This is a genomic window from Pseudomonas sp. NPDC088890 (assembly GCF_044900155.1).
Taxonomy (GTDB): domain Bacteria; phylum Pseudomonadota; class Gammaproteobacteria; order Pseudomonadales; family Pseudomonadaceae; genus Aquipseudomonas; species Aquipseudomonas urmiensis.
The window spans coordinates 622,666-648,636 of record NZ_JBJDNG010000001.1; the positions used below are offsets into that span (position 1 = coordinate 622,666).

The following is a 25,971-nucleotide window of genomic DNA, read 5'->3' on the forward strand; positions in this document are numbered from 1 at the left end:
ATCCGATGCGAGTGTGGTGGTTGAGTGCCGGTCTGGCCCTGTATTGCTTGGCCCAGAGCGCGGCGGCGGGAACACTGCTGGTCGTGGGCGATAGTATCAGCGCCGGTTTTGGCCTGGATACCCGCCAGGGGTGGGTTTCCCTGTTGCAGCAACGGCTGCAGCAGGAAGGCTCCAGCGATCAGGTGGTCAATGCCTCGATCAGTGGTGACACCAGTGCAGGTGGCCAGGCGCGGCTGCCGGCGCTGCTTGCAGAGCATAAGCCGAGCCTGGTGATCATCGAGCTGGGCGGCAACGATGGGCTGCGTGGGCAGCCGCCAGAGCAATTGCAACAAAATCTTGCTTCGATGATAGACCGCTCCCAGGCGGCAGGGGCCAAAGTGGTCCTGTTGGGCATGCGCCTGCCGCCCAATTACGGGGTGCGCTATACCACTGCCTTTGCCCAGGTCTATGAGCAGTTGGCGACACAGAAAAAAGTGCCCTGGGTGCCGTTTTTCCTCGAAGGGGTTGGCGGTGTGCCGCAGATGATGCAGGCCGATGGCATTCACCCAGCCCAGGGCGCCCAGCAGCAACTGCTGGAAAATGCCTGGCCGGTGATAAAACCCTTGCTGTGACGCTTTTAACGGGGGCTGCTTTCAGATAATGTTGCGCCCCCCGTTTCGAGACCCCCCAATGCCGCGCCCTGCCTGGTCCCTGTATGCCTATCAACTGATCGAGCCCGATGAGCAACTCGACCTGTTCGCGTGTCAGGAAGTCCGCGTCCACCTGGTAGCCCGCCAACTTGAGCTGGGCGCGCCGGTCGACCGCACCCTATGCGGCGGTCTGTTGCCAGCACAGCCACGGTGGTCGTTGGTGCCGCGCACGATCAATCGCGACAGCCGCCTGTGCACGCTGTGCAAAGCGATCCTCGATGCCCAGCGCCGTGGCACTCGACCGATATGGCCGCAACTCTAGAGGGCAACTGCCGGCCGGAACTAAGACTGCCTTTCATCATCTGAAACGCATGCAACTGCCCGATGCCTCCCGCTTGTGCCGGGGCGGGTGTACAATCGACCCTCTTGACCCACCTTTCGAAGGATTTACCGGATGTTGCCGCGCTTTCCCGCCGTCACCCGTAGCCTGTCCCTGGCCGCCCTGCTGGTAGCGGGCCCTGCCTGCGCGCTGGAGCTGCCACTGCCGCCACCCGGTGAGGACGTCGTCGGCCAGGTCCAGACGATCAAGGCCAAGTACGAAGACACCTTCGCTGACATCGGCACCGCCAATGATCTGGGCTATCTGGAGATGATCGCGGCCAACCCGGGCGTCGATCCATGGTTGCCCGGCGCCGGAACCGAAATCATCCTGCCGACGCGCTATGTGCTGCCTCCGGGGCCACGCGAAGGCATTGTCATCAACCTGGCTGAATACCGCCTGTACTACTTCCCGAAAGGGCAGAACGTAGTGCATACCTTCCCGCTGGGCATCGGCCGTGAAGGCTGGGGCTCGCCGATTGCCAATACTAAGATCACCGCCAAGACGCCGAATCCGACCTGGACGCCGCCTGCTTCGATCCGCGCCGAGCATGCCGCCGATGGCGACATCTTGCCGACCGTAGTGCCCGCTGGCCCGGACAACCCGCTGGGGCCTTTCAAGTTCACCCTGGGGGTACCTGGGTACCTGATCCACGGTTCCAACAAGAAGTTCGGTATTGGCATGCGCACCAGCCATGGTTGCTTCCGCATGCTCAACAATAACGTCCTGGAACTTTCCAAGATGGTCCCGGTAGGCACGCCGGTGCGCATCATCAACGAGCCGTACAAGTTCGGTATCAGTGCCGGCAAGGTCTACCTCGAGGCGCACACACCGCTTGATGATCATGGCGATCCGTCGGTGGTCGACAAGCACACTGCAGTTATCAATGCCTTGCTCAAGCGTGAAGACCTGGCCAATAACCTGCGAATGAACTGGGACATGGTGCGCGACGTGGTTGCCGCTGAAGATGGCATGCCGGTGGAAATTGCCGTTCCCGTCAGCGGTGGTGCGGCACCGATGGTCTCGAGCATCCCGCCTGAACTTCAGTAAGTCGTAAGTCCCTGTGCCGCGATCAGGCCTGCCTTAGTGCAGGCCTTTTTCGTTTTTGCCGCAGGCTTTTTCATCGGCAATAAAAAAGCCGACCCACAAGTGGGTCGGCTTCATAACAATCCGTGAGGATTATTACTTGCGGCTGGCTTTGTCCAGCATACGCAGAGCGCGCTCGTTGGCTTCGTCAGCGGTTTGCTGAGCCTTCTGAGCGGCAGCCAGAGCGTCGTCAGCCTTACGGTAGGCTTCATCGGCACGGGCTTGGGCGCGAGCTGCTGCGTCTTCGGTAGCAGTCAGGCGAGCTTCGGTTTCTTTGGAGACGCTGCTGCAACCGGTAGCCAGAACTGCGGCCAGAGCCAGAGCAGAGAATTTCAGAACGTTGTTCATCGTGTTCCCCTTCAAGGACTTTCTATTAAAGAGCCATCTCTCGGAAAAGAGAAACTGGCCGGCGTACATAGTACCCATTACTTGTAGTAAGTAAACTGACTGAGCGCAAGAACTGCAAAAAAAATGTGGACTGCTGGGGCGCTGACACCTTTGTAGCGCTTTTGTGAACAACCTGTTCAGGATTCGCAAGCGATTGTACTAGCGGAACTTTTTGTTGAACTAAAGGTGACTTGTACTGTCCTTGTGCGTCTTAGCAGTACAACATCCGCGTGCTGTTGCGAGTCCACCTTCAGGTCCGTTCAACTGGGTGTAACGGCTAATTTTTGCCGTCTACCACCTTGAGCAATCCCGCTGGCGGCGCCTACTATTTGTGGGTGCCCAGGGTACAGAACGACCCAGTCACCTTGCTGTCCAAGGGGGCATGAGGGGGCGTAGAAGATTCCGCGCCGGATATATCATCGGGTAAGGTAAAGGTCTGCCGAGAAGACCTGCGAGGAGTAGTGATGAGCGAAGCGCTGACCATCCACCATGACCAGGCCGGTCATCAGTTCGAGACCAACGTGGACGGTCATCGTGCCTACCTGACGTACATGGACCTGGGCAAGCAGACGCTGGATATCTATCGCACCTTCGTGCCCAACGCCCTGCGCGGCCGCGGCATTGCCGCAGCACTGACCGAACAGGCCCTGCAGTATGCTGACCAGATGGGCTACACGGTCATCCCGTCGTGCTCGTACGTCGAGCGCTACATGGAGCGCCAGCAGCGCCATTCCAGCAAAGCCTGACGTTCGGGGCTGATCGAAACACAGAAAAATTCCGGGCATTGCCCGTAATGCTGTTCACTTAAGATTTTGGGGCCGCCTTGCGGCCCTTCGCGGGCAAGCCCGCTCCCACAGGTATCGCGCCGCCCTCAAGTTAAGCGCTGTCCCTGTGGGAGCGGGCTTGCCCGCGAAGGGCTGCAATGCAGCCCCAAAACAGACGACCCTCAGCCGCGTTGGCGTTTGGGCAGAACGTCCTTGAGCTTGTCGCGCATGCTGCGCACGGACTTTTCGGTGGCGGCCCAATCGATACAGGCGTCGGTGACCGATACGCCGTACTGCAGGTCGGCAAGATCCTTGGGAATCGACTGGCAGCCCCAGTTAAGGTGGCTCTCGACCATCAGGCCGATGATCGACTGGTTACCTTCGAGGATCTGGTTGGCGACGTTGTCCATCACCAGCGGTTGCAGGGCCGGATCCTTGTTGGAGTTGGCGTGGCTGCAATCGACCATGATGTTGGCCTTGATCTTGGCCTTGGCCAGGTCTTGCTCGCACAAGGCCACGCTGACCGAATCATAGTTGGGCTTGCCGTTGCCGCCGCGCAGTACTACGTGGCCATAGGCATTGCCCTTGGTGGTGACGATGGACACGCCACCTTCCTGGTTGATCCCCAGGAAACGGTGTGGCTTGGATACCGACTGCAAGGCGTTGATCGCCACGGTCAGGCCGCCATCGGTGCCGTTCTTGAAACCGACCGCCGAGGACAGGCCTGAGGCCATCTCTCGGTGGGTCTGCGATTCGGTGGTGCGAGCGCCGATCGCCGACCAGCTGATCAGGTCCTGCAGATACTGCGGGGAGATCGGGTCAAGTGCTTCGGTGGCGGTTGGCAGGCCCATTTCGGCCAGGTCCAGCAGCAGTTGGCGACCGATATGCAGACCGTCCTGGATCTTGAACGAGTCATCCAGGTACGGGTCGTTGATCAGGCCTTTCCAACCGACGGTGGTACGTGGTTTTTCGAAGTACACGCGCATTACCAGGTACAGGGTGTCGGCGACTTCCGCGGCCAGTACCTTGAGGCGCTCGGCGTATTCGTGAGCGGCCTTGATGTCATGGATCGAGCAGGGGCCGATCACGACGAACAGTCGATGGTCCTTGCCGTCGAGGATGTTGCGCACCACTTCGCGGCCGGCAGTCACGGTCTGCAGGGCCTGGGCGCTGAGAGGAATTTCCTTCTTGAGCTGATCGGGGGTGATCAAGGTCTCGTTGGAGGCAACGTTTAGGTCATCGATCGGTAAATCAGCCATCGTGTTACTCGTCAGGTCACGGGTGCCGGCCGCCAGCAATCCCCGTGCGGCCTAGCAGCAGATTGTTCGCAACGGGGAGGCCGAACCTTAGCGCGTTACAGGGGGCGCGACAATGGGCTGGGCCCCGTCGGCGTGGGGTTTTTGGCCTATAGAGGGTTTTTTGTTTCTGCGCGCTGGAAGCTACCTGCCGGCAGTGCCTGTGTGCTTGGTTGGGCCGGCCTCATTGCGGGGCCAGATCTGACACTAGAAAATGCTGCTCTGACTTCAATCGCGGCATTACAGTTGGGCCACATCGGCCTGACTTGTAAGCATCTGGCGAACCAGCAACTGGATCGAAAAGGAGTACAGCATGGAGTCTCGCAGTACGCGTATCGGGATCATCGGCAGTGGTGCCATCGGTGGGTTCTACGGGCTGATGCTGGCCCGCGCAGGCTTTGAGGTGCACTTTCTGTTGCGCAGCGAGTATGAGGCGGTGCGCGAGCAGGGGCTGAGCTTGCAAAGCGCGGTGCATGGTCAAGTGCATATGCAGGTCAACGCCTATGCCTCGGCCGCCGACGTGCCGGCGTGCGACTGGTTGCTGGTGGGCGCCAAGGCCACCAGTAATGCCGAGCTTGCGCCGCTGATCGTCCAGGCTGCCGCGCCTGGGGCCAGGGTGGTGCTTTTGCAAAATGGCCTGGGCGTTGAAGAGCAGTTACGCCCTGCGTTGCGTCCAGACATGCACTTGCTCGGCGGCTTGTGCTTTATATGTGTCAACCGCGAGGCCCCCGGAGTGATTCGTCACCAGGCGCTGGGCGCGGTCAACCTTGGCTATCACAGCGGCCCGGCCGCAGGTGCAGCGCTGGCCATCGTCGAGGAGGGCGCCGCGCTGTTTCATGCCGCGGGGATCGACTCGCAGGCCATGGAAAACCTCGACCAGGCCCGCTGGCAGAAGCTGGTGTGGAATGTGCCCTACAACGGCCTGTCGGTACTCTTGCAAGCCAGTACCACGCCGTTGATGGCCGACGCCGACAGCAGGCTGCTGATCCAGCAACTGATGGCCGAAGTGGTGCAGGGCGCCCAGGCCTGCGGCCAGCTGCTGGCGCAGGGCTATGCCGAGCACTTGTTGCGCATCACTGAGCAGATGCCTGACTACTGGCCCAGCATGTATCACGACCACGCCCAGCAGCGTCCGCTCGAGCTTCAGGCGATCTATGCCGAGCCCCTGGCGCGGGCACGCGCCGCAGGCTGCCAACTGCCGCGCATGGAAATGCTCTACCAATCGCTGGCCTTCATCGATCGACGCAATCGCCAGGCCTGACTGAGCCTGAAGGCCTGCTGGGCAGCACGCCGGACGGCGCAGCGCCCGGCTACGGCGCTGCTAAGCTGAAACTTGCTCTGCCGTAGCGGCAGTCGAGGAGGTCGAATGATTCGTTCCATGCTGTATGCCACCGACCTCGGTGTATACGCGCCTGTTGTCATGCAGCACGCCCTGGCCTTGGCGCGCACCTTCAATGCAGAGCTTTATGTAATCCACGCGGTCGAGCCGATGGGCCAGTTCGCCGAATCGTTGCTGCAGAGTTACCTGGACGAACAGACCCTGGACCAGTTGCACAGCCAGGGGGTGAACACGGTGATGGCCAATATCGAGCAGAGGGTCCTGGAAAATTTTCGCGATGAGCTGGGCGAGGAAGCGGATCTGGCAGTGATCCGTGCCGTGCGTGTGCGCCAGGGCGATCCTGCACAGGTGATCCTCGATCAGGCGCAACGGCTGAGTGTCGATCTGTTGATCTTCGGCAGCCATACCCAAGGTGCTGGGGTAGATGTGCCGATTGGCAGGACGGCAGTGCGGCTCTTGCAGCTGTCACCGGTGCCGGTCTACATGGTGCCGTTGGCGCAGCATTTGGGGCGTAGGAAAGCATGAAGATGGCGGTAGGTCATTTCCCCTTGGCGTAACAAAATAGTTCTAGATTTATTTCCAGAACCACTAATATAGTTATATATCGTCGCTGCCAGCTGCCGGTGACCTACCGCTGAACCGAGGGAAACCTATGAAGCTCCAACAACTGCGCTACATCTGGGAAGTGGCGCACCACGACCTCAACGTCTCCGCGACAGCGCAGAGCCTCTATACTTCCCAGCCGGGGATCAGCAAGCAGATTCGCTTGCTCGAGGATGAGTTGGGCGTCGAAGTTTTCGCCCGCAGCGGCAAGCACCTGACCCGCGTTACCCCGGCCGGCGAGCGCATCATCAATACCGCTGGCGAAATCCTGCGCAAGGTTGAAAGCATCAAGCAGATCGCCCAGGAATTCTCCAACGAGAAGAAGGGCACCCTGTCGATCGCCACCACCCACACCCAGGCGCGCTATGCCTTGCCGCCGGTAATCAGCAGCTTCATCAAGCAGTACCCGGAAGTGTCCCTGCACATGCATCAGGGCTCGCCCATGCAAATCGCCGAAATGGCGGCTGACGGCACTGTCGACTTTGCCATCGCCACTGAAGCCCTGGAGCTGTTCGGCGATCTGATCATGATGCCGTGCTACCGCTGGAATCGCTGCGTGGTGGTACCCCAGGGCCACCCGCTGGCCAAGCTGCCGAAGCTGACCCTCGAAGCGCTCGCCGAATACCCGATCGTCACCTACGTGTTCGGCTTCACTGGCCGTTCCAAGTTGGACGAGGCGTTCAACCATCGCGGCCTTACGCCAAAAGTAGTGTTCACCGCCGCTGATGCTGACGTGATCAAGACCTACGTGCGTCTGGGCCTGGGCGTGGGCATCGTGGCCGGTATGGCGGTGGATGCCAAGCTTGATAGCGATCTGGTTGCCCTAGATGCCAGCGAACTGTTCGAAGCCAGCGTGACCAAGATCGGCTTCCGCCGTGGCACCTTCCTGCGTGGTTTCATGTGCGACTTCATCGAGAAATTTGCTCCGCACCTGACCCGTGAAGTCATGGCCAAGGCTATCCAGTGCCATAACAAGCAAGAGCTTGAAGAGCTTTTCCATGGCGTGGAGTTGCCGTTCCACTGATTGACAGGCGAAAAAAAACCGGCTGATTGGCCGGTTTTTTTATGCCTGCTACAAGGTTAGGCCTTGGAGATCAGGTTGCCGGCATGCAGCCCGCATTCCTTCTGCGTGGACTCTTCCCACCACCAGCGGCCTTCGCGTTCATGCTGGTTAGGCAGCACTGGGCGGGTGCAAGGCTCGCAGCCGATACTGATGAAGCCGCGTTCATGCAGGCTGTTGTAGGGCAGCTCAAGCATGCGGATATAGCCCCACACTTCAGCGCTGGTCATCTGCGCCAGGGGGTTGAACTTGTACAGCGTGCGTTCAGCTGTGGAGAACGCCGAGTCGATTTCCAGCGCGGCAACCTGGCTGCGGGTGCCAGGGCTCTGGTCGCGACGTTGGCCTGTGGCCCAGGCGCTGACGGTGGACAGCTTGCGCCGCAGCGGCTCGATCTTGCGGATGCCGCAGCATTCGCCATGGCCATCCTTGTAGAAACTGAACAGGCCCTTTTCCTTGACGAATGGATCCAGCTTGGCCCGGTCCGGGCTGAGGATCTCGATCGGCAGGTTGTACTGCTCGCGGACCTGATCGATAAAACGATAGGTCTCCGGGTGCAGGCGGCCGGTATCGAGGCTGAAGACCTTGACCTGTTTATTCAGTTTCCAGGCCATGTCCACCAGCACCACATCCTCGGCACCACTGAATGAGATCCACAGGTCGTCGCCAAAATGTTCGAAGGCGAGCTTGAGAATGACCTGCGGGGACTTGTTGGCGTAGGTCGCGGCCAGGGCGGCGACGTCGAAGGCTTGGCTCATCAGGCGGTTTCCATCGTGTGTATGGCGCTGTGCGCTCGTAATAGGCAGATGGTAACAAAAAATGGCGGGGTAGACGTTCTGCCATGGCGTAATCGGTTCGAGAACGGTGTTGTCCTTTTCGCGGGCAAGCCCGCTCCCACAGGGATAGCGCTGATCTGAAAATATGCGCGGTTCCTGTGGGAGCGGGCTTGCCCGCGAAAAGGGCGACACGGATCAGAGGCTTTGCAGCGTCTGCATCAAGACCCGCACCTTGGCGATCGACTCTTCATACTCCGCCTCCCACTGCGAATCCGCCACCACTGCGCCGCCACCCCAGCAACAGGCCTGACCGTCCTTGATCAGCAGGCTGCGAATGGCGATGGAGCTGTCCATTTCGCCGCGCACATCGATGTACAACAGCGAGCCGCAGTACAACGCCCGGCGCGTCGGCTCCAGCTCGTCGATGATCTGCATGGCACGGATCTTCGGTGCGCCGGTGATCGAACCACCGGGGAAACTGTCGCCGATCAGGTCCAGGGCGTCTTTGCCGCTGGCCAGGCGCCCGGTGATGCTGCTGACCAGGTGATGGACATTGGGGTAGCTCTCCAGGCTGAATAGCTCGGGAACCTTGACTGTGCCGATCTCGCAGGTGCGCCCCAGATCGTTGCGCAGCAGGTCGACGATCATCAGGTTTTCCGAGCGGTCCTTGGCGCTGGCGCGCAGTTCGGCAGCGTTGCGCGCATCTTGCTGCGGGTCGCTGGAGCGCGGCCGGGTGCCTTTGATCGGTCGGGTTTCTACCTGGCCCTGGCTAACGCGAACAAAGCGCTCAGGGGAAAAGCTCAGCAGCGCGCTGCCGTCGGCCAACTGCTGGTAGCCGGAGAACGGCGTCGGGCACGCCTTGCGCAGGGCCTGATAGGCGCGCCACGGATCGCCCTGGCACGGTGCGCGGAAACGCTGGGTGAGGTTGATCTGGTAGCAGTCGCCGGCCTGGATGTAGTGCTGGACCTGATCGAAAGCCTGGCGATATTGGGCGGGTTCAAGGTCGCCGCGCATGGGCGCAAGCAGCTGGAAGTCACCGCATTGATCAACGGCCGGCGCATCGAACAGGCTGATCAGCCGCAGCTGCTCGCTCGCTGGCAAACTGGGGTGAAATACCAGTTGCGTGGTGCCCAGCAGGTGGTCGCTGACCAGTGCCCAGGCATACAGGCCCAGCTGTGCATCCGCCAGGCCCAGATCGTCCACGGCCATGCTGGGCAGCTGTTCCAGGCGCCGACCGAAGTCGTAGCTCAGGTAGCCGATCAGGCCACCGGCAAAGGGCAGCTCAAGGTTATCGGGTAGATCGGCGTGCCCCAGCTGGGTCAAGCCATCGCGCAGGCGCTGCAAGTAAGCCCGGCCATCTTCGTCAGGCTCTGCCTGCAAATGGGCCACCGGCCAGGCGCTGAGCAGGTCGAAGCGGCCACGCTCGGCTCCAGGGCGGGCGCTGTCGAGCAGGATCGCGCCGGGCGCCTGGCGCAGTCGGGCGAAATAGGCGGCAGGGTCGGGCTGGTAGGGTAGGGGGTGGAGCGTACAGGTCGGCATGCGAATGGGCGGCGATGGAGGCGAGGAGGGGATTGTAATGGTCTGTAGGAAAAGGGCCTAGCACTGGGCGCGACATTCAAGCTTGTGTTTGGGTCCGCTTCGCGGCCCTTCGCGGGCGAGCCCGCTCCCACAGGGATAGCGCTGATCTGAAAATATGCGCGGTTCCTGTGGGAGCGGGCTCCAACGGGCTAAGCCATTAGCGTGAAGGTACGTGCCCAAACAGCCCTTGGGCCACGCGTACACGCTGGTCGGCATCTTCGCTAACGCCATCTTTGGCCAGCGCTTCCAGATGCGCCTCGATGGCGTGGGTGCGCTGGGTCAAGCCGCAATCGTTGGCAATCTGAATGTTCAGGCCCGGACGCGCATTCAGTTCAAGGATCAACGGCCCTTTGTCCTGGTCCAGCACCATGTCTACACCGATATAGCCCAGGCCGCACAATTCATAGCAACCAGCGGCCAGCTTCATGAAGCCGTCCCAGTTCGGCAGTTGCACGCCGTCCACCGCGTTGGTGGTGTCCGGGTGCTTGCTGATGATGTTGTTCAGCCAGGTGCCGCGCAGGGTCACGCCCGTCGCCAGGTCGACACCGACACCAATGGCGCCCTGGTGCAGGTTGGCCTTGCCGCCCGACTGGCGGGTCGGCAGGCGCAGCATGGCCATGACCGGATAGCCCATCAGCACGATGATGCGGATATCCGGCACGCCTTCGTAGCTGATGCTCTTGAAGATCTGGTCCGGGGTCACCCGGTATTCGATCAGCGCCCGGTCCCGGTGGCCGCCCAACGAGTACAGGCCAGTGAGGATGCTCGAGACCTGGTGCTCGATCTCCTCGTGGCTGATGATCTTGCCCGACACCGTCCGGTAGCGATCCTCGAAGCGGTCGGCGATCACCAGGATGCCGTCACCGCCAGCGCCTTGCGCCGGCTTGATGACGAAATCGCTACGCCCGCCGATGATCTCGTGCAGCTTGTCGATCTGCTTTTCGGTCTCGATGATGCCGTACATCTCCGGCACATGGATGCCGGCCTTGATCGCACGCTCCTTGGTGATGATCTTGTCGTCGACGATCGGGTACAAATGGCGCTTGTTGTACTTCAGGACGTAGTCCGCGTTGCGCCGGTTGATACCCATGATGCCCCGGGCCTCCAGGGCTTTCCACGTCTTGATCAGTCCGAACATCAGGCGTCAGCCTTTTTTACGAAAGCCTTGAAGCGAACGAGCTCGGTCAGGCGGTAGCCGCGGTAGCGACCCATCGCCAGCATGAAGCCCACCAGGATCAGCAGTACCGCCGGGAAGGTGAAGACGAAGTACACCAGCTCCGGCACCATCATCAGCAGGTGCGCCAGGGAGGCTGCGAACAGGGTGCCGATCGCCACTTTCATGGCATGGCCACCACCGCGTTCTTCCCAGGTGATCGACAGGCGTTCGATGGTCATGGTCAGAATCACCATCGGGAACAGCGCAACCGACAGGCCGCGCTCCAGGCCCAGCTTGTGGCTGAACAGGCTGATCGCGGCAATCAGCACCACGACGAAGGTCAACACCACCGACAGGCGCGGCAGCATCTGCAGCTTCAGGTGCTCAAGGTAGGAGCGTAGCGACAGGCCCAGCGCGGTGATCACGGTAAACAGCATGATGCCAAAGCCCAGCTGGGTCTCGCGGAAGGCCAGGGCGATCAGCACCGGGGTGAAGGTACCCAGGGTCTGGATGCCGATCAGGTTGCGCAGCACCAGGATCACCAGCACGCCGATCGGGATCATCACCATGATCATGAAGGTCTGCTGGGTTTGCAGCGGCAGGCCGTACAGCGAGTATTCGAGAAAATCGGCGTCGGTGTTCTCGTCGGTCAGCTTGGCCAGGCGGATGGCGTTCATCTCGCTGTTGTTCATGCTGAAGGTGACGTTGGCTTTCTTGCCGCCATCGACGGTGATCAGGTTGTCATCACCGGTCCACCACAGCAGGCGATCGCTGGGCAGGCCCTGCTCGCCGGTATCCGGGTTGAAGTACAGCCAGTCATTGCCGTTGAAGCTGCGCAGCCACAGTTCCGGGGTCTGCGGGGTGTCGGCGACCAGGCGGATGGTGTGGACTTTTTCCATCGGCACGTGGGCGATCGACAGCAGCAGGTCGATGACCTTGGCCTTGTTCAGCGCCGAAGTATCACCGGCCAGCAGCAGCTTGACGTTGTCATCGTTAAGGTTGTTGACCCGCTTGATGGTCTCGCTGACAAAGGTCTCGACGTCGGCCGAGTGCTGGCGGATCGGCGCCATCAGGGCTTCGGCGGCAATCTTCTCGGGGCCTTCCACGGCCAGGCTGTCACGGAAAGTCGGGCCTTTGATGGTGGTTTTTTCGTTGCTGTAGCGCTTGGTCAGCACCAGGCGGTAATAAAGCGTCTGGTTGCCGCTGGCGCGGCGAGCCGACCAGGTTACCTTGCGGTTGCCGTCGGCGCGGTTGACGCTCACCCCATAGTTGTTGGAGATGAAGCTCTCGTTGAGGCTGACGTAGTCACGGCTCAAGGGCGGCACGAACATCTGTACCTTGACCGGATCCTTGGCACTGGCGACGAACTCGACCTTGGCGTCGATGTTCCACAAGTCGTCGGTCTCATCCTCGGTCACCGGGATGCCGAGGAAGAAGATCTGATAGGCCGTAACCGCCACGCCCAGCAGCACCAGCACGGTGATGAGGACTTTCAGGTGAAGGGTAAGAGAGCGCATCGGGATTACTCTGCTTTAGGAGCGTCGGTGGCACAGGCAGGTTTGCCGGCCGCGTATTTGAGGCTTGGGTCGACCAGCGCATCGAAGTCTTTCAAGGCCTCCGAGCCGATCAGCAGCGGGAACTGGAAGGCGCTGCGGTCGGTGAGGTTGACTTCGATGGTGCGCAGGGTCTGGCCCATGCAAATGTTCAGTTCGATCACCGGGCGGGCGGTGTAGGCCTTGCCTTCTTCAGCGTCATAGTCGCCAGCGCGGCGCTTGATCTTGCTGACCCGGGCCAATGGCCGTTCGATCGGGTGCGAATGCGCGGCGTCGATGGCCAGGTAGAAACGTACCCAGCTCTCGCCGTTGCGCTTGAAGCGCTTGATGTCGCGGGCGCTGAGCGAGGCGGTCTTGGCACCGGTATCGAGCTTGGCCGCGACCTCAAGGTCCAGGTCGTTCAAGCGCGCATATTCGTTGAGCCCGTACACGGACTTTTGAGCCGCTTGGCCAAGGGCCGGCAGCAGGGCAAGGCAGAGCAACATTAAAACGGGTGTAAGTCTCATAAATCCTGGCGCGGTGCTGTGCTGGGTTCAGGGCAAGGCGACTGGCCAAGCATCCTCGTTAATCTGTCAACAATATGAATTGCCGTACAGACAGACTACTCATTCTCCCTCGGGAAGCGCGGCATTCTATCACGCCGACGTCTTGACGCCAGCGCGCCGCGATCTGACAGCGAATCAGCTGGGTAAGTTCGTTCTTAGACGATTGTCGACAATGTTGATTTTGTCTTTGACTGCGACGTTCTGTTTCGCTAGTTTTGGCCATAGAGAAAACCAAGGTGTCGACAATATGCTGGACGTAACTCAGGCGCCCGCCACGCTGGCAGAAGAAACGGAAACCCTTTCCGAGAACGTTTTCCGGCGCATCCAGGCGGCCATCGTCAAAGGCGACATCGCCCCAGGCAGCAAGATCTCCGAGCCTGAGCTGGCGCGCACCTACGGCATCAGCCGCGGCCCACTGCGTGAAGCCATCCACCGCCTGGAAGGCCAGCGCCTGCTGGTGCGAGTGCCGCACGTCGGCGCGCGGGTGGTGTCGCTTAGCCACGCCGAGCTGATCGAGTTGTACGAAATCCGCGAATCCCTCGAAGGCATGGCGTGCCGCCTGGCTGCCGAGCGTATGAGCGTAGCCGAGATCGATGAGTTGCGCCGGGTGCTCGACACCCATGAGCGCGATGCCGCGTTCCAGGCCGGGGTTGGCTATTACCAGCAGGAAGGCGACTTCGACTTCCATTACCGGATCATCCAGGGCAGCGGCAACCAGACCCTGGTCAAGATGCTCTGCGGCGAGCTGTATCAGTTGGTGCGCATGTACCGCATCCAGTTTTCCGCCACGCCCAACCGCCCGCACCAGGCATTCGCCGAGCACCACCGGATTCTCGATGCCATCGCCGACCGAGACGGCGAGTTGGCAGAACTGCTGATGCGCCGCCATATCGGTGCATCCAAACGCAATATCGCGCGCCACTATCAAGGCGCTGACAACAATAGCCCACGAGGTGAGTCATGACTGTGAAGAGCACGCCCGGCCAACGTTTCCGCGACGCGGTGGCTGCCGAACATCCGTTGCAGGTGGTTGGCGCGATCAACGCCAACCACGCCTTGCTGGCCAAGCGCGCCGGCTTCAAGGCCATCTACCTCTCTGGTGGCGGCGTCGCTGCCGGCTCCCTGGGCCTGCCGGACCTGGGCATCAGCGGGTTGGATGACGTGCTCACCGACGTGCGGCGCATCACCGATGTGTGCGACGTGCCGCTGCTGGTCGATGTCGACACCGGCTTTGGCGCCTCGGCCTTCAACGTGGCGCGGACCGTGCGCTCGATGAACAAGTTCGGCGCGGCAGCGATTCATATCGAAGACCAGGTAGGCGCCAAGCGTTGCGGCCACCGGCCAAACAAGGAAATCGTCTCCCAGCAGGAGATGGTCGATCGCATCAAGGCGGCGGTAGACGCTCGCCTGGATGACAGCTTCGTGATCATGGCGCGTACCGATGCCTTGGCCGTGGAAGGCCTGAACGCTGCCCTGGACCGCGCTGCGGCGTGTGTCGAGGCCGGCGCCGACATGATCTTCCCTGAGGCGATCACTGAACTGCAGATGTACAAGACCTTCGCCGATCGGGTCAAAGCACCGATCCTGGCCAACATCACCGAGTTCGGCGCCACCCCGCTGTACACCACCGACGAGTTGGCCTCGGTCGACGTCTCGCTGGTGCTGTACCCGCTGTCGGCGTTCCGCGCGATGAACAAGGCGGCGGAAAACGTCTACACCGCGCTGCGCCGCGATGGCACGCAGAAAAACGTCATCGACACCATGCAGACTCGCATGGAGCTCTACGATGCCATCGGTTATCACGCCTTCGAGCAGCGCCTCGATGCGTTGTTTGCCCAGAAGAAGGGCTGAGCCGAGTTGCAACGAACTCAATGATTCGCCTGTGCCGGCGCTATCGCGGGGCAAGCCCGCTCCCACGCTCTGGTGGGCTGGCACAGGCACCCTTGATTAGCCAGAAATTCCATAACAAGTTCAATAAAGGAGAAACACCATGGCCGAAGCAAAAGTACTCAGCGGCGCAGGCCTGCGTGGCCAGGTGGCCGGCCAGACCGCACTGTCGACTGTAGGCCAGGCCGGTGCCGGACTGACCTACCGCGGTTATGACGTCCGTGACCTGGCCAAAGATGCCGAATTCGAGGAAGTGGCCTACCTGCTGCTGTATGGCGAGTTGCCCAGCCAAGCCGAACTGGACGAATACAAGACCAAGCTCAAGGGGCAACGTGATCTGCCCCAGGCACTCAAGGAAGTGCTTGAGCGCATCCCCGTCACTGCCCATCCGATGGACGTGATGCGCACCGGCTGCTCGGTACTCGGCACCCTGGAACCTGAGCTGACCTTCGACACCCAGCGCGACAAGACTGACCGCCTACTAGCGGTATTCCCAGCGATCATGTGCTACTGGTACCGCTTCACGCATCACGGCGTGCGCATCGACTGCACCAGCGATGAAGACACCCTGGGCGGGCACTTCCTGCACCTGCTGCACGGCAAGAAGCCGAGCGCGCTGCATGTCAAAGTGATGAACGTGTCGCTGATTCTCTACGCCGAGCACGAATTCAACGCCTCGACCTTCACCGCCCGGGTGTGCGCCTCGACCCTGTCGGACCTGTACTCCTGCGTCACCGCCGCCATCGGCTCGCTGCGCGGCCCGCTGCACGGCGGCGCCAACGAAGCGGCGATGGAGTTGATCGAACGCTTCCAGAGCCCGCAGCAGGCCACTGCCGAGCTGCTCAAGATGCTCGAGCGCAAAGACAAGATCATGGGCTTTGGCCATGCGATCTACAAAGAGTCCGACCCGCGCAACGAGGTGATCAAGGGCTGGGCCAAGCAGCTTGCCGATGAAGCCGGCGACAGCGTGCTGTACCCCGTCTCCGAAGCGATCGACAAGACCATGTGGGAGCAAAAACGCCTGTTCCCCAACGCCGACTTCTACCATGCCTCGGCGTATCACTTCATGGGTATCCCGACCAAGCTGTTCACCCCGATCTTCGTCTGCTCGCGCCTGACCGGCTGGGCGGCGCATGTCTTCGAGCAGCGTGCCAACAACCGCATCATCCGTCCGAGCGCCGAGTATGTCGGCGTTGAACAGCGCCAGTTCGTGCCCATCGCACAGCGCTGAATAGAAATAGAGAGGCAACCCGTTTCCCCTGTGGGAGCGGGCTTGCCCGCGAATGCGTCCGACTGGGCAACTGATGTGCACCTGCTGACGTATTCGCGGGCAAGCCCGCTCCCACAGGGACGGTGGAGCTTTCCGAATCCTGTGACCGAGCCTGAATGATGAACACTGCATACCGCAAAGCCCTGCCAGGCACCCCCCTGGACTACTTCGACGCCCGCGCAGCTGTCGAGGCCCTCAAGCCCGGCGCCTACGACGGCCTGCCGTACACCTCCCGCGTGCTCGCCGAGAACCTGGTGCGCCGCTGCGATCCGGCCACCCTCGATGCCTCGCTCAGCCAGCTGATCGAGCGCAAGCGCGACCTCGACTTCCCGTGGTTCCCGGCGCGTGTGGTGTGCCACGACATCCTAGGCCAGACCGCGCTGGTCGACCTGGCTGGTCTGCGCGATGCCATCGCCGACAAAGGCGGCGACCCAGCCCAGGTCAACCCGGTAGTGCCGGTGCAACTGATCGTCGACCACTCGCTGGCGGTCGAATGCGGCGGTTTCGACCCGCAGGCATTCGACAAGAACCGGGCCATTGAAGACCGTCGCAACGAAGACCGTTTCCACTTCATCAACTGGACCAAAAAGGCCTTCAAGAACGTCGACGTGATCCAACCGGGCAACGGCATCATGCACCAGATCAACCTGGAGAAGATGTCGCCGGTGATCCACAGTGATCGCGGCGTGGCCTACCCAGACACCTGCGTCGGCACCGACAGCCACACCCCGCACGTCGATGCCTTGGGCGTGATCGCCATTGGTGTCGGTGGCCTGGAAGCTGAGAACGTCATGCTCGGTCGCGCCTCGTGGATGCGCCTGCCGGAAATCGTCGGCGTCGAGCTGACCGGCAAGCTGCAGCCGAACATCACCGCCACCGACCTGGTATTGGCCCTGACCGAGTTCCTGCGCAAGCAAAAAGTGGTGGGCGCCTACCTCGAATTCTATGGTGAGGGCGCCCGTGCCCTGACCCTGGGCGATCGCGCCACCATCTCCAACATGGCGCCGGAGTACGGCGCCACGGCGGCGATGTTCGCCATCGACCAGCAGACCATCGACTACCTGCGCCTGACCGGCCGTGAAGAGCAGCAGGTCCAGCTGGTCGAAACCTACGCCAAGGTTGCAGGCCTGTGGGCCGACAGCCTGGTTAACGCCGAATACGAGCGGGTGCTCAGCTTCGACCTGTCGAGTGTCGTGCGCAACATGGCCGGCCCATCCAACCCGCACGCCCGTGTCGCGACGAGCGAGCTGGCGGCCAAGGGCATCGCTGGCGCCTGGCAAGAGCTGCCGGGGCAGATGCCTGATGGCGCGGTGATCATCGCCGCCATCACCAGTTGCACCAACACCAGCAACCCGCGCAACGTGATTGCTGCAGGCCTGCTGGCGCGCAATGCCAACAAGCTGGGCCTGACCCGCAAACCGTGGGTGAAGTCCTCGCTGGCGCCAGGCTCCAAGGCGGTCAAGTTGTACTTGGAAGAAGCCGGCCTGGAGCAGGAGCTGGAGCAACTGGGCTTTGGCATCGTCGCCTTCGCGTGCACCACCTGCAACGGCATGTCTGGCGCGCTGGACCCGAAGATCCAGCAAGAAATCATCGACCGCGACCTGTACGCCACCGCGGTGCTGTCGGGCAACCGCAACTTCGACGGGCGGATTCACCCGTACGCCAAGCAGGCGTTTCTCGCCTCGCCACCCCTGGTAGTGGCCTATGCCATCGCCGGCACCATCCGCTTCGACATCGAGAAGGATGTGCTGGGCGTGGTCGACGGCAAACAGATTCGCCTCAAGGACATCTGGCCGAGCGACGAAGAGATCGACGCGGTGGTGCGTGCTGCGGTCAAGCCGGAGCAGTTTCGCAAGGTGTATATCCCGATGTTCGCCATTGAAGAGGACAAGGGGCCGAAAGTCGCGCCGCTGTATGAGTGGCGCGAGATGAGCACCTATATCCGTCGCCCGCCGTACTGGGAGGGCGCCCTCGCTGGCGAGCGTACCCTGCGCGGCATGCGCCCGCTGGCGGTGCTGCCGGATAACATCACTACAGACCACCTGTCGCCGTCCAATGCGATCATGCTCGACAGCGCGGCGGGTGAGTACCTGGCGAAGATGGGCCTGCCCGAGGAGGACTTCAACTCCTATGCCACCCACCGCGGCGATCACCTGACGGCCCAGCGCGCCACCTTCGCCAACCCCAAGCTGTTCAACGAGATGGTGCGCAAGGAAGACGGCAGCGTGCAGCAAGGCTCGCTGGCGCGGATCGAGCCAGAAGGCAAGGTGACCCGTATGTGGGAGGCGATCGAGACCTACATGCAGCGTAAACAGCCGCTGATCATCGTTGCCGGTGCCGACTACGGCCAAGGTTCGTCGCGCGATTGGGCGGCCAAGGGCGTGCGCCTGGCAGGGGTTGAAGCGATTGTCGCCGAAGGCTTCGAGCGCATTCACCGCACCAACCTGGTAGGCATGGGTGTGCTGCCGCTGGAGTTCAAGCCGGGTACCGACCGCAAGACCTTGCAGCTCGATGGCAGCGAAAGCTACGACGTGTTGGGCGAGCGTACGCCGCGGGCGACCTTGACCTTGGTGGTCACCCGCCGTAATGGCGAGCGGCTCGAGGTGCCGGTGACGTGCCGGTTGGATACCGCTGAAGAAGTGTCGATCTACGAGGCGGGTGGGGTGCTGCAGCGCTTTGCCCAGGACTTCCTGGAAGGCACCGCGTAAAGCGGGGCCGCTCCGCGCCCCTTCGCGGGCAAGCCCGCTCCCGCAGGTCCCGGTAGGAGCGGGCTTGCTCGCGAAGGGGCGCGGAGCGGCCCCAGCCGTACAACTGAATGATCAGGACCAAACCATGGCACACGCACCGCAGATCAAGATCCCCGCCACCTACATCCGTGGCGGCACCAGCAAAGGCGTGTTCTTCCGCCTGCAAGACCTCCCCGAGCGCGCCCAGCAACCAGGCCCGGCCCGCGACGCCCTGTTGCTACGGGTGATCGGCAGCCCCGATCCTTACGGCAAGCAGATCGACGGCATGGGCGGCGCCACCTCCAGCACCAGCAAGTGCGTGATCCTCTCGGCCAGCAGCAACGCTGAGCACGACGTCGACTACCTGTTCGGCCAGGTCTCGATCGACAAGGCCTTCGTCGATTGGAGCGGCAACTGCGGCAACCTCTCGGCAGCGGTCGGCTCGTTCGCCATTAGTAGCGGCCTGGTCGATCCCGCGCGCATCCCGCATAACGGCATCGCCACCGTGCGCATCTGGCAGGCCAACATCGGCAAGAGCATCATCGCCCATGTGCCAATCAGCGAAGGCGAAGTGCAGGAAACCGGCGATTTCGAATTGGACGGCGTGACCTTCCCCGCTGCCGAAGTGCAGCTGGAATTCCTCGACCCGGCCGCCGACGAAGACGGCGGCGGTGGGGCGATGTTCCCCACCGGCAACCTGGTCGACGATCTCGAAGTGCCAGGTATCGGCACCTTCAAGGCGACCCTGATCAACGCGGGTATCCCGACCATCTTCGTCAATGCCGCCGACATCGGCTACAGCGGGCGCGAACTGCAAGACGCGATCAACGGCGATCCGGCGGCGCTGGCACGTTTTGAAACCATCCGCGCCTATGGTGCGCTGCGCATGGGCTTGATCGAGCACCTCGATCAGGCGGCCACGCGTCAGCACACTCCCAAGATCGCCTTCGTCGCGCCGCCAGTGGCCTATACCTCATCCAGTGGCAAGGCGGTTGCGCCAAGTGACATCGACCTGTTGGTTCGTGCGCTGTCGATGGGCAAGTTGCACCACGCCATGATGGGCACCGCCGCCGTGGCGATCGGTACCGCCGCCGCCATTCCAGGCACGCTGGTCAACCTGGCAGCGGGCGGCAACCCGCGTAGCGCGGTACGTTTCGGCCATCCCTCGGGCACTTTGCGGGTCGGCGCCGAGGCGCGTCAGGTGGATGGCCAGTGGACAGTCACCAAAGCAATCATGAGCCGAAGCGCTCGCGTGTTGATGGAGGGCTGGGTACGGGTACCTGGTGATGCCTTCTAGGCGCACTCCCTGACACGTGAGCGGCGCTCGGCTTCTTTGTTCAACCCTCTGCAACAGGAAGCAACCGAGATGAGCGCCAACGTTGACCTCAACGACCGCCCGGACTACGACCGGGTGCTGCAAACCATCGCCGACTACGTGCTCGACTATCAAGTTGGCTCGGCCGAGGCGCTGGACACCGCGCGCAACTGCCTGATGGACACCTTGGGCTGCGGCCTGCTGGCGTTGCGCTTCCCCGAGTGCAGCAAGCACTTGGGGCCGCTCGTCGAGGGCACGATCGTGCCCAACGGCGCGCGGGTGCCCGGAACCTCGTACCGGCTTGACCCGGTCAAGGCAGCCTGGGACATCGGCTGCATCGTCCGCTGGCTGGACTACAACGACACGTGGCTGGCGGCTGAGTGGGGGCATCCGTCCGATAACCTCGGTGGCATCCTGGCGGTGGCCGATCACCTCTCGCAAAAGCGCGTGGCAGCGGGCGAGCAGCCGTTGAACATGCGCCAGGTGCTCGAAGCCATGGTCATGGCGCACGAAATCCAGGGAGTGCTGGCGCTGGAGAATTCCTTCAACCGCGTCGGCCTGGACCATGTGCTGCTGGTCAAGGTCGCTTCCACGGCGGTATGCGCCAAGTTGATGGGGGCCAACCGCGAGCAGCTGTTGTCGGCGCTGTCGCATGCCTTCGTCGATGGCCAGGCGTTGCGCACCTACCGCCATGCGCCTAATGCCGGTTCACGCAAGTCGTGGGCGGCAGGCGATGCGTCAAGCCGTGGTGTGCGCCTGGCCGATATCGCCCTGCGCGGGGAGATGGGCATTCCGGGTGTGCTCAGTGCACAGCAGTGGGGCTTCTACGACGTCTTGTTCAGTCATACCAACAAGGATCTGGCGCTCAAGCCGGTCGACCAGCGTCAGCTGCGACTGCCTCAGGCGTTTGGCAGCTACGTGATGGAAAACGTCCTGTTCAAGATCAGCTTCCCGGCCGAGTTTCACGCCCAGACCGCCTGTGAGGCGGCACTGGTGTTGCATCCAAAGGTGCGTAACCGACTGCATGAAATCGAACGCATCGTCATCACGACCCATGAATCAGCGATCCGCATCATTTCCAAGGTGGGGCCGCTGGCCAATGCCGCTGACCGTGACCATTGCCTGCAATACATGACCGCCGTGCCGCTGATTTTTGGCAACCTGGTGGCTGAGCACTACGAAGACAGCTTCCATGCCGCGCACCCGACCATCGACCGTCTGCGCGAGAAGATGGAGGTGGTCGAGGAGCCGCGATTCAGCCGTGAATATCTTGAGGCTGACAAGCGCTCGATCGCCAATGCACTGCAGGTGTTCTTCAACGATGGCTCAAGTACCGAGCAGGTGACGGTGGAGTATCCGATCGGTCATCGGCGGCGGCGGGCCGAGGGTATCCCGTTGCTTGAGGAGAAGTTCAAGGCCAACCTGGCCACCCGCTTTGCCGGGCAGCGTTGTGCGCAGATCTTTGCCTTGTGCAAGGCGCAGGCGCAGCTGGAGGCGACGCCGGTGCATCGGTTTGTCGATCTGTTCGTGATCTGATGATTTTGTAGTGTCGATGCGAGCTTCATCGCAGGACAAGCCCGCTCCCACGCAATCCAGAGCCCATGTAGCGAACTGCGTGGGAGCGGGCTTGCCCCGCGATAAGGTCGGTTACAGGCACCGCAAAAAAAAGCCCCGGCATTCCTGCCGGGGCTTCTTCTACAGCTTGAAGCTTAACGCTCGTAGCTGCTGTTACGCCTGAACAACCGGGATCTTGGCGCTTTCGGCCGCTTCACGGAACTCGGCGATCTGGTCGAAGCTCAGGTAGCGGTAGACGTCGGCAGCCATGCTGTCGATGTCCTTGGCGTACTGCATGTACTCTTCGACAGTCGGCAGTTTGCCGATGATCGAAGCGACTGCAGCCAGCTCGGCCGAGGCCAGGTAGACGTTAGTGGCGTCGCCCAGACGGTTCGGGAAGTTACGGGTCGAAGTGGAGACCACGGTAGAACCGGTCTGCACACGTGCCTGGTTACCCATGCACAGCGAGCAGCCTGGCATTTCCATGCGCGCACCGGCCTTACCGTAGATGCCGTAGTAGCCTTCCTCGGTCAGCTGGTGGGCGTCCATCTTGGTTGGCGGAGCCAGCCACAGACGGGTCGGAATACCGCCCTTGACCTTGTCCAGCAGCTTACCGGCAGCGCGGAAGTGACCGATGTTGGTCATGCACGAACCGATGAACACTTCGTCGATTTTCTCGCCCTGTACCGAAGACAGCAGGCGTGCATCGTCCGGGTCGTTCGGCGCGCAGAGCACAGGCTCTTTGACGTCGGCCAGGTCGATCTCGATGATCTCGGCGTATTCGGCATCGGCGTCGGCCGACAGCAGTTGCGGGTTGGCCAGCCAGGCTTCCATGGCTTGCGCACGGCGCTCCATGGTACGCGCGTCACCGTAGCCTTCGCTGATCATCCAGCGCAGCAGGGTGATGTTCGACTGCAGGTACTCGGCAACGGCTTTTTCCGGCAGCTTGATGGTGCAGCCAGCAGCGGAACGCTCGGCCGAGGCGTCGGACAGCTCGAAGGCTTGCTCGACAGTCAGCTCGTCCAGGCCTTCGATTTCCAGGATGCGACCGGAGAAGGCGTTTTTCTTGCCTTTCTTCTCGACGGTCAGCAGGCCTTGCTGGATGGCGTAGTAAGGGATGGCATGTACCAGGTCACGCAGGGTGATGCCCGGTTGCAGTTTGCCCTTGAAACGCACCAGGACCGACTCAGGCATATCCAGTGGCATGACGCCAGTGGCTGCGGCGAACGCCACCAGGCCGGAACCGGCCGGGAACGAGATGCCGATCGGGAAGCGGGTGTGCGAGTCGCCGCCGGTGCCGACGGTGTCAGGCAGCAGCATGCGGTTCAGCCAGCTGTGGATGATGCCGTCGCCTGGACGCAGCGACACGCCGCCACGGGTGCGGATGAAGTCTGGCAGGGTGTGGTGGGTGGTGACGTCGATCGGCTTCGGATAAGCCGCGGTGTGGCAGAACGACTGCATCACCAGGTCAGCGGAGAAGCCCAGGCACGCCAGGTCTTTGAGTTCATCACGGGTCATAGGACCGGTGGTGTCCTGAGAACCGACGGTGGTCATCTTCGGCTCGCAGTAGGCGCCCGGACGTACGCCTTGGCCTTCTGGCAGACCGCAGGCGCGGCCGACCATTTTCTGTGCCAGGGTGAAGCCTTTGCCGGTGTCGGCTGGCTGCTCGGGCTTCTTGAACAAGTCCGATGCACCCAGGCCCAGTTCGGCGCGGGCTTTTTCGGTCAGGCCACGGCCGACGATCAGCGGGATACGGCCGCCAGCGCGGACTTCATCGAGCAGCACTTCGGTTTTCAGGGCGAAGTTGGTGACCAGCTCGTCGCTTTCGTGACGGCGCACTTCACCTTTGTACGGGTAGACGTCGATGACGTCGCCCATGGCCAGGTTGGTGCAGTCGAATTCGATCGGCAGGGCGCCGGCGTCTTCCATGGTGTTGTAGAAGATCGGGGCGATCTTGGTGCCGAAGCAGAAACCGCCAGCGCGCTTGTTCGGCACGTTAGGGATGTCGTCACCGAAGAACCACAGCACCGAGTTGGTCGCCGATTTACGCGACGAGCCAGTACCGACCACGTCGCCGACGTAGGCGACCGGGAAGCCTTTGGCGCGCATCGCTTCGATCTGCTTGAGCGGGCCAACCGAACCCGGTTGCTCAGGCTCGATGCCGTCACGGGCCATCTTCAGCATGGCCAGGGCGTGCAGCGGGATGTCTGGGCGCGACCAGGCGTCCGGGGCAGGGGAAAGGTCGTCGGTGTTGGTTTCGCCAGGCACCTTGAACACGGTCAGGGTGTATTTGTCGGCGATCGCTGGACGGTTGGTGAACCACTCGCCAGCAGCCCACGACTCGAGCACGGCCTTGGCGTGGACATTGCCAGCCTTGGCTTTCTCGGCGACGTCATGGAAGGCATCGAACATCAGCAGGGTGTGCTTGAGCTGTTCGGCCGCGACGGCGCCCAGTTCGGCGTCGTCCAGCAGTGCGACCAGCGTTTCGATGTTGTAGCCGCCCTGCATGGTGCCCAGCAGCTCGGTGGCATGCTTGCGGTCGATCAGCGGCGACTTGGCTTCGCCCTTGGCGATGGCGGAGAGGAAACCGGCTTTGACGTAGGCGGCTTCGTCGACGCCTGGCGGTACGCGGTCGGTGATCAGTTCTACGAGGAAGGCTTCTTCGCCGGCCGGCGGGTTTTTCAGCAGCTCGACCAGGCCTGCGGTTTGTTCGGCGTTCAGCGGCTGGGGCACGATACCCAGAGCGGCACGCTCTTCGATGTGTTTGCGGTAGGCTTCAAGCACAGTTATTACCCTCATCAGTGGTCCCTAAAGGGAGTCCGGGACGCTCATCCAGCATTCTCATGCACCCATGCGCAATGACGGCTTCTTGGGCCGCCCAGCCAGGGTCGCAGAGAATCCTTACAGAAGCTGCTTTCAAAGTTTTACGCCTGTAGAACGGAGGCTGATGAGGGGTTGGCGCGGACCATGCGAGGGTGCATGAGCCGGGCCAACGCCGTTCTACCGGATCAACTGTGCTCGTGACGCTTTGAAAACAGCTTCCAACGGACATTGTTGCCTTGAAAAGGCGGAGTGATTCTACGGCAAAAAGCGAACGAAAGTAAGGCGGCACTTATGACTTTAACGGGTGACCCTGGTTAGACAAAGGGCTAACATGGGGGCGTGTTCCACCGCCAAGCCGTTGTTTTTTCATGTCCAATCAATCCATCAAAACCCCTTGCGTGGGCTTGTGCTCTACCGTCTACGGCGACTTGGTGTGCCGCGGCTGCAAGCGTTTTCACCACGAGGTGATCCACTGGAACGGCTACAGCGACGAGCAAAAGCGCGCGGTCTGGCTGCGCCTGGAGCAATTGCTGGTGCAGGTGATGATGGCCAAGCTTGAGGTGTTCGACAAAGACTGCCTGCGCCAGCAATTGGAGCAGCGTTCGATTCGCTTCGTCGCCCATCAATCCGAATACTGCTGGGCGTATCAGTTGATCGCCCGCGGCGCGCGGATGATTCGCGACCTGGAAGCCTACGGCATGGCGTTGATGCCGGAGTTTCGCGACTGGGAGCTGCCGCAGCTGCGCGATGCCATCGACCGCGAATTCTTCTTGCTGTCCGAGGCGCACTACGAGCGCTACATCGCCCCGCGCTTTTTGCGCGACGCCCTGGAATTGGGCGCCGGGCAGGCCTGACTCAGTCGCCGGTGTATTCGCAACCGCTGGTGCAGGTTTCGTGGATACGTACTTTCGACAGCTCAGGCAGCAGCGGCTTGACCTGTTCCCAGATCCACTTGGCGATGACTTCGCTGGTCGGGTTTTCCAGGCCAGGAATGTCGTTGAGGTAGTTGTGGTCCAGCTGCTCGTAGATCGGCTTGAAGATCGCCTTGATCTCGGAGAAATCGCGGATCCAGCCAGTGTGCGGGTCAAGCGGGCCGGTCAGGTGCAGGGCGACCTTGAACGAGTGGCCATGCAGACGACCGCACTTGTGGCCTGGCGCGACGTTGGGCAGGCGGTGGGCCGATTCGAATGTGAATTCCTTGAAGATTTCCACGCTGTAGAGACTCTTGTAAAAAATGCTGACGGCGATT

Annotated in this window: 23 protein-coding genes; 14 read left to right on the plus strand and 9 right to left on the minus strand. The window is 61.8% G+C overall.

Annotated elements, in window-relative coordinates; translation table 11 throughout:
* The first annotated feature begins 5 nt into the window (after nt 1-5).
* From ACI2JX_RS02895 to ACI2JX_RS02905, 3 genes are all read left to right on the plus strand, one after another.
* Nucleotides 6-611, plus strand: coding sequence for an arylesterase (locus ACI2JX_RS02895; protein ID WP_186554992.1), 606 nt, complete (start codon nt 6-8; stop codon nt 609-611).
* Between the two features lie 58 nt (nt 612-669).
* On the plus strand, nt 670-951 hold the full coding sequence (locus ACI2JX_RS02900) for a hypothetical protein (protein ID WP_404689331.1): 282 nt from the start codon (nt 670-672) through the stop codon (nt 949-951).
* 132 nt (nt 952-1,083) lie between these two features.
* Nucleotides 1,084-2,058, plus strand: a complete 975-nt coding sequence (locus tag ACI2JX_RS02905) for a L,D-transpeptidase family protein (RefSeq protein ID WP_264235514.1) — start codon at nt 1,084-1,086, stop codon at nt 2,056-2,058.
* Nucleotides 2,059-2,190: 132 nt separating this feature from the next.
* Here ACI2JX_RS02905 and oprI read toward each other — a convergent pair whose 3' ends face one another.
* Nucleotides 2,191-2,442, minus strand: coding sequence for an outer membrane lipoprotei OprI (gene oprI / locus ACI2JX_RS02910; protein ID WP_003259780.1), 252 nt, complete (start codon nt 2,440-2,442; stop codon nt 2,191-2,193).
* Nucleotides 2,443-2,945: 503 nt separating this feature from the next.
* Between oprI and ACI2JX_RS02915 the strand changes: the two genes are divergently transcribed.
* Nucleotides 2,946-3,227: a GNAT family N-acetyltransferase gene (locus tag ACI2JX_RS02915; protein WP_186554989.1), complete on the plus strand. Its 282-nt coding sequence runs from the start codon at nt 2,946-2,948 to the stop codon at nt 3,225-3,227.
* Nucleotides 3,228-3,427: 200 nt separating this feature from the next.
* Here the strand turns inward: ACI2JX_RS02915 and ACI2JX_RS02920 are convergent, their stop codons facing one another.
* Entirely contained in the window at nt 3,428-4,504 is a 1,077-nt protein-coding gene (locus ACI2JX_RS02920; RefSeq protein ID WP_186554988.1) for a 3-deoxy-7-phosphoheptulonate synthase, read from the minus strand.
* 349 nt (nt 4,505-4,853) lie between these two features.
* Between ACI2JX_RS02920 and ACI2JX_RS02925 the strand changes: the two genes are divergently transcribed.
* From ACI2JX_RS02925 to cysB, 3 genes are all read left to right on the plus strand, one after another.
* The gene (locus ACI2JX_RS02925; protein WP_404689332.1) at nt 4,854-5,801 is read left to right on the plus strand and encodes a putative 2-dehydropantoate 2-reductase; all 948 of its coding nucleotides are present in this window, start codon (nt 4,854-4,856) and stop codon (nt 5,799-5,801) included.
* Nucleotides 5,802-5,906: 105 nt separating this feature from the next.
* Nucleotides 5,907-6,404, plus strand: coding sequence for a universal stress protein (locus ACI2JX_RS02930; protein WP_186554986.1), 498 nt, complete (start codon nt 5,907-5,909; stop codon nt 6,402-6,404).
* 127 nt (nt 6,405-6,531) lie between these two features.
* A complete protein-coding gene (cysB, locus tag ACI2JX_RS02935; RefSeq protein WP_186554985.1) occupies nt 6,532-7,506 on the plus strand; it encodes an HTH-type transcriptional regulator CysB in 975 nt (324 codons plus the stop codon).
* A gap of 56 nt (nt 7,507-7,562) precedes the next feature.
* Here cysB and ACI2JX_RS02940 read toward each other — a convergent pair whose 3' ends face one another.
* The 5 genes from ACI2JX_RS02940 to ACI2JX_RS02960 form a co-directional block, all read right to left on the minus strand.
* On the minus strand, nt 7,563-8,297 hold the full coding sequence (locus tag ACI2JX_RS02940; protein ID WP_404689333.1) for a phosphoadenylyl-sulfate reductase: 735 nt from the start codon (nt 8,295-8,297) through the stop codon (nt 7,563-7,565).
* A gap of 213 nt (nt 8,298-8,510) precedes the next feature.
* Nucleotides 8,511-9,854, minus strand: a complete 1,344-nt coding sequence (gene pabB / locus ACI2JX_RS02945) for an aminodeoxychorismate synthase component I (protein WP_404689334.1) — start codon at nt 9,852-9,854, stop codon at nt 8,511-8,513.
* A 196-nt stretch (nt 9,855-10,050) separates the two neighbouring features.
* Nucleotides 10,051-11,031: an alpha-L-glutamate ligase-like protein gene (locus ACI2JX_RS02950; protein WP_404689335.1), complete on the minus strand. Its 981-nt coding sequence runs from the start codon at nt 11,029-11,031 to the stop codon at nt 10,051-10,053.
* A complete protein-coding gene (locus tag ACI2JX_RS02955) occupies nt 11,031-12,566 on the minus strand; it encodes an inactive transglutaminase family protein (RefSeq protein ID WP_186554981.1) in 1,536 nt (511 codons plus the stop codon). The genes ACI2JX_RS02950 and ACI2JX_RS02955 overlap by 1 nt, the downstream gene beginning before the upstream one ends.
* A 5-nt stretch (nt 12,567-12,571) precedes the next feature.
* On the minus strand, nt 12,572-13,108 hold the full coding sequence (locus ACI2JX_RS02960; RefSeq protein ID WP_186554980.1) for an ATP-dependent zinc protease: 537 nt from the start codon (nt 13,106-13,108) through the stop codon (nt 12,572-12,574).
* Between the two features lie 286 nt (nt 13,109-13,394).
* Between ACI2JX_RS02960 and ACI2JX_RS02965 the strand changes: the two genes are divergently transcribed.
* The 6 genes from ACI2JX_RS02965 (at nt 13,395) to prpD (ending at nt 21,881) form a co-directional block, all read left to right on the plus strand.
* Nucleotides 13,395-14,111, plus strand: a complete 717-nt coding sequence (locus ACI2JX_RS02965; RefSeq protein ID WP_186554979.1) for a GntR family transcriptional regulator — start codon at nt 13,395-13,397, stop codon at nt 14,109-14,111.
* On the plus strand, nt 14,108-14,998 hold the full coding sequence (gene prpB, locus ACI2JX_RS02970; RefSeq protein ID WP_392465635.1) for a methylisocitrate lyase: 891 nt from the start codon (nt 14,108-14,110) through the stop codon (nt 14,996-14,998). Before ACI2JX_RS02965 ends, prpB begins: the two co-directional genes overlap by 4 nt.
* Before the next feature lie 139 nt (nt 14,999-15,137).
* Entirely contained in the window at nt 15,138-16,265 is a 1,128-nt protein-coding gene (prpC, locus tag ACI2JX_RS02975; protein WP_368973587.1) for a 2-methylcitrate synthase, read from the plus strand.
* A 158-nt stretch (nt 16,266-16,423) separates the two neighbouring features.
* Nucleotides 16,424-19,012 carry a Fe/S-dependent 2-methylisocitrate dehydratase AcnD gene (acnD, locus tag ACI2JX_RS02980; RefSeq protein WP_404689521.1) on the plus strand — a complete coding sequence of 863 codons (2,589 nt, stop codon included), beginning with the start codon at nt 16,424-16,426 and terminating at the stop codon, nt 19,010-19,012.
* A 124-nt stretch (nt 19,013-19,136) separates the two neighbouring features.
* Entirely contained in the window at nt 19,137-20,327 is a 1,191-nt protein-coding gene (prpF, locus tag ACI2JX_RS02985; RefSeq protein ID WP_404689336.1) for a 2-methylaconitate cis-trans isomerase PrpF, read from the plus strand.
* A 69-nt stretch (nt 20,328-20,396) separates the two neighbouring features.
* Complete coding sequence (gene prpD / locus ACI2JX_RS02990; protein ID WP_186554975.1) at nt 20,397-21,881, plus strand: 2-methylcitrate dehydratase; 1,485 nt, start codon at nt 20,397-20,399, stop codon at nt 21,879-21,881.
* A 192-nt stretch (nt 21,882-22,073) separates the two neighbouring features.
* Here the strand turns inward: prpD and acnB are convergent, their stop codons facing one another.
* Nucleotides 22,074-24,683, minus strand: a complete 2,610-nt coding sequence (acnB, locus tag ACI2JX_RS02995; protein WP_404689522.1) for a bifunctional aconitate hydratase 2/2-methylisocitrate dehydratase — start codon at nt 24,681-24,683, stop codon at nt 22,074-22,076.
* 407 nt (nt 24,684-25,090) lie between these two features.
* Between acnB and ACI2JX_RS03000 the strand changes: the two genes are divergently transcribed.
* Nucleotides 25,091-25,576 (plus strand): DUF1289 domain-containing protein, encoded by a 486-nt coding sequence (locus ACI2JX_RS03000; RefSeq protein WP_186554974.1) that lies wholly within the window; start codon nt 25,091-25,093, stop codon nt 25,574-25,576.
* Nucleotide 25,577: 1 nt separating this feature from the next.
* Here the strand turns inward: ACI2JX_RS03000 and queD are convergent, their stop codons facing one another.
* On the minus strand, nt 25,578-25,934 hold the full coding sequence (gene queD, locus ACI2JX_RS03005) for a 6-carboxytetrahydropterin synthase QueD (RefSeq protein WP_186554973.1): 357 nt from the start codon (nt 25,932-25,934) through the stop codon (nt 25,578-25,580).
* Nucleotides 25,935-25,971 lie beyond the last annotated feature (37 nt).